The following is a 12,075-nucleotide window of genomic DNA, read 5'->3' on the forward strand; positions in this document are numbered from 1 at the left end:
TTTTACCATTCGATTAAAATTCTTTGTGCTGAAAACCCCGGACCAAAACTCAGCATTAAGCCTTTTTCTCCTTTGGCAGGTTTTGAATCCAGAAAACGTTCTAAAACATATAATACAGTTGCGCTGCTCATGTTCCCGTAGAGGCGCAAAACTTCTTTGGTGTCATTAATATTCTTTCCGAGTGCACCAAATAACGCCTCTACCATCTGTACAATTTTTTTTCCTCCCGGATGGAAGATTAAATAGTCAATGTCATCAATTTTCAGGTTTTGCTTAGCCAGAAAAGGATGGATAATATCCGGGAAATGTGCTTCTATCGCATTCGGAACTTCAATATCTAAAACCATTTTTAAACCAGTATTGGTGAGGTCAAAACCCATCATGTGTTCCGCATCGTAAAAGTGGTACATTTCTTCGGCGATAATTTCAGGCCCTTCATCTTCTTCATGTGAAGATAATAACACACAAGCTGCACCATCACCAAAAATAGCTGCACTTACAATGTTGGTCATGGAGAAATCGTTTAACTGAAAAGTTGCCGTTGGTGATTCCACAGCAACAACTGCTGCTCTTTTGCCTGGGTTTGCCTTTAAAAAGTTTTTGGCATAAATCATTCCTGAAACACCGGCAGCACAACCCATTTCGGTTACCGGAAGGCGAACAACATCCTGACGGAGTTTTAATTCGTTGATTAAAAAAGCATCCAAAGATGGGATCATAATCCCGGTGCAACTCACCGTAATCAGAAAGTCCAGGTCTCCGGGTTTCCAATTGGCTTTTTCCAAAGCATCAGTGAGGCATTGCGTACCCAGTTTAATCCCCTCTCTAATATAGATTTTGTTTCTTTCTTCAAATGAAGCATCACTAAAAACCTCTTCCGGCGACATGAACGAATAGCGTTTATCAACCGCTGCATTTTCGAAAATCTTCTTCACTTTCCGGATAAACCTTTCGTCCTGCCCGGTTAGCCAGGCATCCAGAAACGGTACAATCTCTTCAGTGGCACGGTTAAAAGGTGGTAAGGCTTTGCTAACGGCTTTAATTTTTACGCTCATATTGATTTTATAATCCACTGGTAACGGAAAGCCCATCTCCACCGGATGCTGAAATTTTTAAATTTTAATGTGGATGAATATCGCTGCAGATCAGTTTTTTTAAACCCTCTTAAAATAGAAACCAGTCCATCTTTTCTTGACATGTCATTCAGCCTGAATACAAAACATATCGCATCAAATAAATAATAGGCCAGTTTGCTGCGGTGTAAATCATTAATTACAACGCCAAGTTTAGCCTGCTGCTGAAATGCATGCATTAAGGCTAAAATTTCGTTATCCTTAAAATGGTGCAAGGTTAATGTACATAAAATGATATCGACATCTTTAGTTTTAAACGCATCGCTAAAAATATCAACACAGTCATAACTGATATTTTCATAAGCTACAGACAAGCCCTCAGCATGTTTGATGGTGAAAGCATTTGCATCAACACCCGTCAGCTTAAAGTTTATATTGTTTTTCTGTCCGTAGTCTGCCAATGTTCTCAGCATATCGCCGTTTCCGCAACCTACGTCCAGAATGGATATTTCTTTCTGAGTGTGCAGGTGAGTAATTAAAGTTTTAACACCATGCAGGGTTACATTGTTTCCGCCCAGCAGTTTATTTATGCTGGCAATTTTGTCAAGTGCATCCCTCAATATCTCCCCCTCAAGTGCAAAATCATCCATCAGTTCGGGTTCATTGCTTCTGGTTCTGGTGTTTACCGGCATTTAATTTATTGTTATGGGTTTTCCGTGTGTACGTTTGATGATTTCAGGCAAAAGTGCCGGGAATTTAGCCAAACCATTGATTAAAAATTCAGACAGGCCTTCCTTTCTTAGTAACCCTGAAAGGAGCTTCCCGGTTTTTAATCTCGAATTAAAATGAAGTTTCCATTCGGCTGTATAGGCATTTTCCAGATTTTTTCGTGTGGTCACTTCTCCATTTAAAAACTTTAAAATTAGTGTACAGGCGATTTGGGCCGCGTGGATGGCCATGCCCATTCCGTTGCCGCAGAGCGGATGAATCAATCCGGCAGTATCGCCAACCATTAAAATATGGTTTCTGACGCATTCTTTTTGTTCAAAGGAAATCTGACTGATACTCATTGGCACATCAAAATGCAGGGTGCTGTTTTCCATGATCATTTTCAGATGTGGATTTTGAAACAATACATTTTCCTGATGTTCTTTGATATTCTTATACTTTTTAAAGGAAGCGTAGTTAACCAGGTAACAGATATTAATGAAGTGATGCTCTACCTTTGATACCCCGCAATAGCCACCCTTAAAATGGTGCAGCGCAACTAGATCGTTTGGGAAATCACCTGTATAATGTGCTTTTATAGCCAGCCAATCAGATTTTTCTTTTATAAAAGGACGTTCCAGTTTAAGATCCAGGTTTGATCTTTTGCCATAGGCGCCAATTACAATGCGGCTTTTGTAGCGATTATCTTTGCTTACAACGGTGAAGATTTCATCCTCGTAAACTACTTCTACAACGGTGTCGTGGATAAGGATCGCACCTGATTGTTTTGCCCTTTCCTGTAAGAAATGATCAAATGAAAAACGGCTCAACCCAAAGCCACCTAAAGGTAAATCAGCTTGTACCAGGGCACTTTTTGGTGTGCTCATTTCAAATTTAGTAATGTTTGCTGGATTTAAAATGGCCGGATTTGCGCCTAAGGTGGTAAGATATGGCAATACCTCATTCGAAACATATTCACCGCAAACTTTATGATGCGGATAGTTATTTTTTTCGATCACAATTACCCTCTTGCCTGCCTGCGATAAATGAATGGCACTCACCAACCCGGCAAGGCCTCCTCCAATAATCATCACATCGGCATCAAACATATTCCGCAATTTAAGGTAATTAAATGAAGAATGTTTGAAGTCATCAATCAAATGCTAAACGAAAGCGATCGATCAAACTTATCTGTCGCTTCTTTCCTCCATATTTAAGTCAGTATCAAACGGACTTTTGGTAAAAGGATAAATGGATTGCTTGACAAATCCTTTTGGGTATGATGCCTCATGTACGCCTGTACCCGCAGGCCACTCATTTTTCGGCAAATAATAGGTTCCGAACATCATATCGATAAAGGGGAAAATAGATGCGAAATTATGTCCGTAATATTTAGGATCTTCACAATGGTGCCAATGGTGGTATTGCGGCGTAGTAAAAATATATTTAATCGGCCCGAAATTAATTCTGGTATTCGCATGGATCAATACAGCATGGATGGCGATAAAAATGATGTACACATTAAACACTGTTGAGGAAAAACCAAGGACGTACAAAGGAATGAACGTCATGGCCCGGGTAAAAAAGATATCAATAAAGTGGGTTCGGCTACCGGCCAGCCAATCCATATGCTGTGTAGAGTGGTGGATGGAATGGAAACGCCACAGCGCCACACGGGTATGGAAAAAGCGATGCGCCCAGTATTGAAATAAATCTGTAGTAAAAAAGGCAAGAAATAAGGCCACGATGAAAGGTAGGCCTTGTACCCAGGTATGTAATTTATCTAATCCCATCCAGCCGAAAAATAACACAGCAGGCTTTTGGGTAATGATTCCGAAAAACTGGATAAACAAATGGCTGATGACAAAATAGGTTAAATCGGTACGCCATTCTTCATGAAATTTGGTTTGTTCATTGTTCTTTGGAAAGAATAGCTCAAGCGGAACAAAAATAGCAACCATCAGCAGTAAATCCAGAATCATCCAGTCAAGGCCAAAATGCCAGCCTGATTTGGCTACATCCCTACCTTCTACACTCAAGGCACCCAGGATAACCGCCAGCGCCGCCAGTGCGAAACCCGGCCAGCCCCATTTAAGTTTCTTGCTTAAAATAATACTTAAAGCAGCGAAAAAGAATGAAGCAATTACGCCCCCGAGCATTAAGACTTCCATACTGTCTTTAGTGTAAATCTCTCTAAATTCTGGAGTAGTCAGCTTCTCGGGGTAATGAAAACACAATATCCCAAGCAGAACTAAAACGGCAAGGAATATAGAAATATAGCCACTGATCTGGCCCTGGCCAACTACTAAACGTTTATTTGGAGACATGATGCTGCATTTGATGATAACAATGATAATAAAAATACGGGCCAATTACGTAAAGTTTTGCATCAGATTATTTTTTAACCTCATCAGATTTCTCTGTCCAGTAAAATATTCATGATGTTGAGACATCGTTTTATAAAATGTTTCTTGCGCGGTATGTTGCAGATAAATTTTTCTATAAACAGACTTTCATGCTGTCTCTGAATAAATCAGTTTCAGCAAATCAGCTAAACATTTGGAAAAACATTTTTTGTTGGATTGGGGTTGCTTTAATAGGCATCGCCATAACGCGGTACTTTTCTTTTTTAAATAATCAGTAATTTTGAACACATCATGATGCTACTTAATTATTTGCGCCTTTTACTTTTGCCTTTTTCTTTTATTTATGGGATTGCCATTACGCTTCGTAAAAAACTGTATGATTGGGGTATTATAAGTTCAGTTAAATTTGATTTGCCTGTAATCTGCGTGGGTAACCTGGCCGTTGGTGGTTCAGGGAAAACACCAACCACAGAATATTTGGTGCGCTTGCTGGCAGGTTATAAAATCGCCATACTCAGCAGGGGATATGGAAGGGAAACGAAAGGATTTATATTGGCTGATGACCGGGCAACTGCAAAAAGCATCGGCGATGAACCTTTACAGTATTATCAGAAGTTTGAGGGCATCACCGTGGCCGTTTGTGAGGACCGGATTAAGGGCATCGAAAAATTAAAAGATGGTCATGACCTCATTATCCTGGATGATGCATTTCAGCATCGCCCCGTTAAGGCAGGATTGAATATATTGCTTTTTGAATTCCGCAAGCTGGGAACCCTACAGTTTTTACTTCCCGCCGGAAACTTAAGAGATGTTTTTTCTTCACGGAAAAGGGCCGAGGTTTTACTGGTCACCAAATCTCCGGTGCCTTTGTTACATGTTGCCCAACAGGCTTCCATAAATGAACTGCAACCCAATAATACCCAGAAAGTACTGCATAGTTACCTGAAATATGGTGATCTGAAACAGCTGTATACAGAAGAGCAACGTTCGCTGGAAACAATCAGGGATTTTGAAATATATTTATTAACCGGTATTGCCAATCCGGATCCTTTAATTGAGGAACTGGAGAAATATACGAAAACCATTAAGCACGAAAAATTTCCTGATCATTATGCCTTTAAAACGGATGATATCAAAAAGTTTAAATCAGCTTATGAATCGGGTAATAGAAAAGAAAAAATCATCATCACAACAGAAAAGGATAGCAAACGTTTAAAAGCTGCGGGATTTAAAGATTTACTGGTAAATTTACCGGTATATTTTTTACCCATCGAGGTTGAATTATTTGAGGAAGATAAGATTACCTTTGATGAACTTATTTTAAACTATGTTAAGAGCAATAGAAGAAACCGTTGAATACATCAAACGTAAAACCGAGAACTTTAAGCCCGAAATTGGTATTATTTTAGGCACTGGCTTAGGTGGCCTGGTGAAGGAAATACAAATCGAACATCAGCTGATGTACTCGAATATTCCGAATTTCCCTATTTCTACTTTAGAATTTCATAGCGGTAAGTTAATTTTTGGAACCTTAAACGGTAAGAAAATAGTCGCCATGCAAGGGCGTCTGCATTATTATGAAGGCTATAGCATGCAGCAAATTACTTTCCCGGTTCGGGTAATGAAAGGATTGGGTATTGAAAACTTAATTGTTTCTAATGCCGCAGGCTCACTGAATCCCGAGTTTAAAAAAGGCGATTTAATGATTATTGAAGATCACATCAACCTTCAGCCGGATAACCCTTTACGGGGCTTAATTGAAAGTTCATTGGGTCCGCGTTTTCCGGATATGAGTGAACCTTACAAACGTGATGTCATTGCAAAAGCCTTAAAGATTGCTGAAGAAGTAGATATAAAATGCCATAAAGGCGTTTATGTAGCCGTTTCAGGTCCGAATTTGGAAACCAAGGCAGAATATAAATACCTTCGTTTAATAGGAGGAGATGCTGTAGGCATGAGCACTGTACCCGAAGTAATTGTTGCCAACCACGCAGGCTTGCCGGTGTTTGCCATTTCTGTGCTGACAGATGAAGGTTTCCCGGAAGATTTACAACCCTTTAACCTGGATGAGATTTTAGCTGCTGCTGCAAAGGCAGAGCCTAAAATGACCGAAATTTTAACCCGCCTAATTGCTGAACTGTAAGATGGGTAAACTGGCTCAAATTTTTCTTTTCATCTTACTGCTTACCGGCATTAACAAAACTTTTGCACAGGATTTAAAAACAAGCATTAATAATAAAACGGAAGCAGATTCCATCAGGAAAAAACTGGATAGTAAAGACTCGATTATCTATACGGCTAAATTTATCCGTTATACCAAACTCGGCTTAAGTAAAGACAGTATCGTATTGCTGCCGCTTGATACTTCTACTACAAATATCCAGAATTATAGCCCGCTTTTACAGCCGGAACACCCAACCATCAATAATGGAAACATGGGGCTTTCTGCCAGGCCTTTGCTTTATGAGCCAAGCAAAAGAATTGGCTTTGACGTAGGTTTTCATTCTTTAGATTATTACGCTTTAACTCCGGATGATATTGTGTATTATCAGGCCAGGGCACCATATTCGAGTTTATACCTGATCAGTGCCGGACAAAAAGAGCAGCTGTTTAAAATGATCCACAGTCAGAACATTAAAAAAAACTGGAATGTTGGTGTTAATTTTAACCGTGGCGATTCACGTGGTTTTTACCGTAGGGAGCGGGGTGATAATTTAAATGTTGCCGTATTTTCATGGTACCAGTCTCCCAGTAAGCGATATAATATGTGGGCATCCGTTATTTTTAATACCATGCGGGCATATGAAAATGGTTCGAACACCAACCCCAACATATTTGAGCCAGGTTATCAGAAAATTGAAAGGACTGCAGAAGCCGTTAACTTAAATACAGCCAGGAATTTATACCGCAAAAATACTTTGTTTTTAAGGCAAACCTATTACGTGGGCCGGATTGATACTTCAGCAAATGTTAATAATGCCGTTTTACCAACCAATAAAGTAACCTATACCGTAGAATATAATAGCGACAATTACAGTTTTTTTAAGAATGAGCTGGATGTAAATAATGTAATGCCACCTGGATTGGCAGATGCTAGTTTTACCAATGATTCAACTAAGGTAAAACACCTTAAAAATGAATTTATTTACAGTTTCTTCTTACGTCCAAAAAAATCAACAGTAATTAAAAATGAGCTAAAAATTGATGCCGGGATTCGTCATGATTATTACCAGCACAGGTTTTTAGGTTTTAAACCCAATGGACTTACCTACGAAGAAAGCAAGTTTTCTTATCAGAACATTACTGTTTTAGGGTCTGCTGGTTATCGCTTCTCTAATAACATTGATTTTAACCTGGATTTACAGCAGATTCTACAGGGCGAAAATGCCGGTGATTATTTATATGAAGCCAAAACTAAAATCCTTTTGAGTAAATCGGTAGGGAGGATAGAATTGGGTGCTTATGCTCAGAACCAGTCTCCCTCACAACTTTTTAACTATTATCATGGTAACCATTACCGCTGGGATAATACAGGCTTTAAGAATACCAAAATCGCTAACCTTTCATTCAAGTTTATCAATGACAAATATGATTTTACAGCAGGAGCGAAGTATTTTTTAACCAGCAATTATTTATATTTTGGTATGGATGACAGTAACGGTACCAATGCCATCGCGCCAAAGCAGGTAGATGGAGATATCAGCCTGATCAGGTTTGATGTTTCCAAAAAGTGGCGGTTTGGCAAATTTGTTTTAGAAAATTATCTGGCTTACCAAAAAACAGACCGGAATGAAATCTTAAGAACCCCTGAATTTTATACCTATAACAGTTTTTACCTGAACAATACCTTTTTTAAGGTACTTAAGGCAAATATTGGTTTTGATGTGCGCTACAATTCTGAATATGCCAATTATTCATATTCGCCAGCCACTGCGCAGTTTTATGTGGGCAGCAGTACGGTTTACCAATCTACGCCCATTGTTGATGTTTTCCTGAAAGCCAATTTAAAAAGGGCCAACCTGTTTATTAAATACGACTTTATTAACCAGGGTTTGTTTGTGCCGGGTTACTATACTGTTAACCGCTATCCTATGCAGGATGCTTTATTGAAGTTTGGTGTAAGCTGGAATTTTTACGACTAGCAAATTAATCGTGTTGACTGTAGTAGATCAGCAGCTTCTTCATGCTCCTTGATACAAGGCCATTAAATACTATTTCATTGAACAATCATGAAGTGAATATGATTTAGTAAATAAGCTTTGTCAACTTTGATAAATATTATAGGAATTAGGTAGTCAATGCGAGTTATTCAGCCGTAATATATTATAGCGAATAATGGACTTTAAAATTTCTAAACAAAAAAGCCGTTTTGAAATGAATCAAAACGGCTTTTGAAATTTTACGCTTTCTTAGAAAGAATAACCAACTGAGAAACCTAATACGCGGTTAGTCAATTTGTTATCGTTATTCGCTCTTGAATCTTTAGGGATAAGGTTTGACAATCCTAAACCATAGTTTGCACCAACCAAGAATCCAGAATTGGTACGGTAAGCTAAACCAAAGTTTGCACCGAAATCTGTACTAGCAAAATTTTTGTTTGTTGCACTACCGAAAGATAAGTCGGTGTCATTCGCTACAGTTGACGATGAGCTTGTATTAGTCGTATTGTTTGTAACGGTTGTAGTTATATCTCCTTTATTTTTACCAGAAATGTTGAAGCCTACATAAGGACCAGCACTAATTTGTACTGCACCAGCTGTACCAGTAGGAATTCTAAAAACTGCGTTGATTGGAACTTCAATTGCCATTAAATTTCTTTTTCCCGTAGTGGTAACAGTTGTAGTCGTGTTATTTACAGTTGCTGAATTAACTGATTCAAACTTATCACCCTTGTTTTGTAAGGAAACGCCTGGCTGAATAAAAAAGTTGTTTGCCACACCAAAATCTGCAAATGCGGTAACATTAAAACCAACATTATTTTTTACATTGTCATTGTATGCATTTGATAAAGCGTTATCTCCGCCCATGTGGAACTTTGATAAGTTAACACCTGCCTTAATTCCGAATCTAGCATCAGAGCCAGTCATGGTTGTTGTTTGCGCGAAAGCACCCGTTGCCAATAATACCACTGATGCACTTAATAGTAACTTTTTCATAATATCTTTCTTAGATAAAAAATCATGTTTAAAATAATCAAGGCCGAAACCTTTTGTTAATTACATGCCTCTTTCCAAAAGCTGTGCCAAAGTATGATGCTTTGATGATTTCAGTGCTAAAGCATTGTTTGCCAGTGCTTTTTTACATTGATTTAAGATTGGAATATAAACTCAGGACGGACTCAATACACCTTTGTGAAGTGTATACAAATCAGGAATATGATTAAATCGGAGGTATTATTCTTTCTTTTTAGATGCTGATTACGTTTTCTGTGGCTTTTTCTTCGCTGCCGGAAAAAGCACGTTATTCAAGATCAAACGGTAACCTGCAGAATTTGGATGTAGATTTAAGTCAGTAGGAGGGTCGCCAACGGCATGCTGATAATCTTCAGGATCGTGGCCACCATAAAAGGTAAATTGTCCTTTCCCGATTTCTCCATGAAGGTACCTCACTTCTGCAGCACCCTTATTTTCGCCTAAAACGGTTACACTAGGCTTAACCAGGCTCTTTTTAAATGCAGTGGTCTGACCCATAAAACCTTTAATTACCTTATCGTGGTTTTGTGTTAGCATGGTTGGTACCAAATCCCATTTTGCCGAGAAATCAAATAAGGTAAAATAATCATTACTTTGGTTCAGCGTTCTGAACTGCGTAACGTCAATATCTGAAAATTCGTAATTCATTGGGTTATTGTCCAACTTGAAATTCTGAAAAGCCAGTGTTTTGTTAAAGTCGAGTTTGGATTGTGCATTTGGATCAACACCATCCCCATCAAACATCTGGGCACAAATATCTACCCCTTCTGCTGCCAGGGCAATGTCAAAACTATCTGTACCGGAACACATGGCAAACATAAAGCCGCCGCCGGCACAATATTCCTTAATGTGTTTGGCAACGGCAAGTTTCATCTCCGAAACCTTTTTGAAGCCTAATCTTTTGGCCAGGGCTTCCTGATTTTTAACATCATCCTGATACCATTTGGCATACCTGAAGTTAGACCAGAACCGGCCATACTGACCAGTAAAATCTTCATGATGCAGATGGAGCCAGTCATACTTGCTTAATTTATCCTGAATGATATCATCATCGTAAATAACCTCGTAAGGGATCTCAGCATAGGTCAACACAAGCGTTACTGCATCATCCCAGGGCAGTTTACTTTTAGGGGAATATACAGCAATTTTGGGTGTCTTTTCCAGTTTAACCATTTCCATATTTACGGATGGATCGCTGATTTCATTTAAAAGGTTAATCACTTTGCTGTCGGCCATTACCTCGTAAGAAACACCCCTGATCTTCAATTCATCTTCAACGTTTTTATTGTATTTAATCAGGAAACTGCCTCCACGGTAGTTTAAAAGCCAATCTACCTCTACCTGCTTGCTGATGGTCCAATATGCTATGCCATAGGCTTTCAGGTGGTTTTTCTGGTCTTCATCCATATAAATTAACAGGGAGGATGCCCGAGCACCAATTGTGCAGCACAAACAAAATATCCAGATATAATATTTTTTTCTCAAAATGCAGATGTTTAAATTATTAAAATTACGCATTTAAACTGTTTAGAAAAATTTAATGGTATTGGATTGATACAATTTTGTTATTTTTGCCCTTTACTTAAAAAATGAACTGTTTTTTAACGTGTTAAATTTTAAATTAGTACCCAATTGATATGAGTAAAGCAATAATAAAAACCGAAAAAGGAAATATGACTGTTGAGTTCTTTGAACAAGATGCTCCTAAAGCAGTTGCAAACTTTAAAAAATTAGCCAACGAAGGCTTTTATGATGGTGTGACTTTCCACCGTGTAATTCCTGATTTCATGGTTCAAACCGGCTGTCCGAATTCCAAAGATGGTGCTACTGGTATGCCAGGCACTGGTGGTCCGGGTTACAAGATTGATTGTGAGCTTGATGGTGAAAATCAATACCATGACCGTGGCGTATTATCTATGGCTCATGCCGGTCGCAATACCGGTGGTTCTCAGTTTTTTATCTGCCATAGCAGAGCCAATACGGCACATTTAGACCGCAATCATACCGTTTTTGGTAAAGCAATTGAAAATGTTGATCTTGTGGATGATATCCGTCAGGGAGACAAAATTGTAGGAATTGAGATAATTGAAGATTAAATTGCGTTGAGCGTTTGGCGATAAGCGTTTATTTCGCGATGCACCAGCCGCTAACCGCTTAACAAATATATTATGAATTTAAGAGGAATTGTTGCCGTATCCGGCAGACCAGGATTATTTAAACTGGTTGGACAAAATAAAGTAGGTTATATTTTAGAGGGTTTAGATGCCCAGAAAACCAAAGTGGTAGCCAATATTACCAATACAAAACTGGCTTCATTGGAAGATATTACCGTATATGGGGAAGAGGAAGAGATCAAACTTGCAGATATTTTTACTAAAATTTCTGAAAAGGGATCAACTCCTGATTTAAAAGGTGATTTACGCGCTTATTTTTTAGAAGTTGCCCCTGGTCATGATCAGGAAAAAGTTTATGCTTCGGATATGAAAAAAATCATTACCTGGTATAACTTATTGAAAGATTTACCATTATTTACGGAAGATACGCCTGAAACTCCGGGTTCTCCGGCGGAAGTGAGCTTAGCTGAAGAAAAAGTAGCTGCAGATAAAAAACAGAAAGCTGCAAGTACTAAAGGTTCGGCAAGCGCGAAAGCCACTACTAAAACTTCTGCTCCAGCTAAAAAAGCAAGTATGACAAGCAAAAAAGGCGTTTAGTCTTTCACTTGGATATGATGAAAAC

11 protein-coding genes are annotated in these 12,075 nt (G+C 38.7%); 5 read left to right on the top strand and 6 right to left on the bottom strand.

The window, feature by feature from the left end; genetic code table 11:
- Nucleotides 1-2: 2 nt before the first annotated feature.
- The 4 genes from CBW18_RS14150 to CBW18_RS14165 all read right to left on the bottom strand — a co-directional run bounded on the left by CBW18_RS14150 (nt 3) and on the right by CBW18_RS14165 (nt 4,108).
- Nucleotides 3-1,055: a type III polyketide synthase gene (locus tag CBW18_RS14150; RefSeq protein ID WP_088302018.1), complete on the bottom strand. Its 1,053-nt coding sequence runs from the start codon at nt 1,053-1,055 to the stop codon at nt 3-5.
- Nucleotides 1,052-1,765 (bottom strand): methyltransferase domain-containing protein, encoded by a 714-nt coding sequence (locus CBW18_RS14155; RefSeq protein ID WP_088301972.1) that lies wholly within the window; start codon nt 1,763-1,765, stop codon nt 1,052-1,054. Before CBW18_RS14155 ends, CBW18_RS14150 begins: the two co-directional genes overlap by 4 nt.
- Entirely contained in the window at nt 1,766-2,890 is a 1,125-nt protein-coding gene (locus CBW18_RS14160; RefSeq protein ID WP_088301973.1) for an NAD(P)/FAD-dependent oxidoreductase, read from the bottom strand.
- A gap of 78 nt (nt 2,891-2,968) precedes the next feature.
- Nucleotides 2,969-4,108, bottom strand: coding sequence for a sterol desaturase family protein (locus CBW18_RS14165; RefSeq protein WP_088302019.1), 1,140 nt, complete (start codon nt 4,106-4,108; stop codon nt 2,969-2,971).
- A gap of 330 nt (nt 4,109-4,438) precedes the next feature.
- On the opposite strand from CBW18_RS14165, the gene lpxK reads away from it, so the two are divergent.
- From lpxK to CBW18_RS14185, 3 genes are read left to right on the top strand one after another with little or no spacing between them, the layout of a single operon-like run.
- A complete protein-coding gene (gene lpxK, locus CBW18_RS14175; RefSeq protein WP_253249043.1) occupies nt 4,439-5,503 on the top strand; it encodes a tetraacyldisaccharide 4'-kinase in 1,065 nt (354 codons plus the stop codon).
- Complete coding sequence (locus tag CBW18_RS14180; RefSeq protein WP_088301975.1) at nt 5,475-6,290, top strand: purine-nucleoside phosphorylase; 816 nt, start codon at nt 5,475-5,477, stop codon at nt 6,288-6,290. Before lpxK ends, CBW18_RS14180 begins: the two co-directional genes overlap by 29 nt.
- Nucleotides 6,277-8,289 (top strand): putative porin, encoded by a 2,013-nt coding sequence (locus CBW18_RS14185; protein WP_253249044.1) that lies wholly within the window; start codon nt 6,277-6,279, stop codon nt 8,287-8,289. The genes CBW18_RS14180 and CBW18_RS14185 overlap by 14 nt, the downstream gene beginning before the upstream one ends.
- Before the next feature lie 267 nt (nt 8,290-8,556).
- On the opposite strand, the gene CBW18_RS14190 is transcribed toward CBW18_RS14185, so the two are convergent.
- A complete protein-coding gene (locus CBW18_RS14190; RefSeq protein WP_088301976.1) occupies nt 8,557-9,303 on the bottom strand; it encodes an outer membrane beta-barrel protein in 747 nt (248 codons plus the stop codon).
- 261 nt (nt 9,304-9,564) lie between these two features.
- Complete coding sequence (locus tag CBW18_RS14195) at nt 9,565-10,746, bottom strand: asparagine synthetase B (RefSeq protein ID WP_088302022.1); 1,182 nt, start codon at nt 10,744-10,746, stop codon at nt 9,565-9,567.
- A gap of 230 nt (nt 10,747-10,976) precedes the next feature.
- On the opposite strand from CBW18_RS14195, the gene CBW18_RS14200 reads away from it, so the two are divergent.
- The gene (locus tag CBW18_RS14200) at nt 10,977-11,435 is read left to right on the top strand and encodes a peptidylprolyl isomerase (protein ID WP_088301977.1); all 459 of its coding nucleotides are present in this window, start codon (nt 10,977-10,979) and stop codon (nt 11,433-11,435) included.
- A 72-nt stretch (nt 11,436-11,507) separates the two neighbouring features.
- The gene (locus tag CBW18_RS14205; RefSeq protein WP_088301978.1) at nt 11,508-12,050 is read left to right on the top strand and encodes a DUF5606 domain-containing protein; all 543 of its coding nucleotides are present in this window, start codon (nt 11,508-11,510) and stop codon (nt 12,048-12,050) included.
- The last annotated feature ends 25 nt before the right edge of the window (nt 12,051-12,075 follow it).

The organism is Pedobacter sp. AJM (assembly GCF_002197755.1).
GTDB lineage: Bacteria > Bacteroidota > Bacteroidia > Sphingobacteriales > Sphingobacteriaceae > Pedobacter.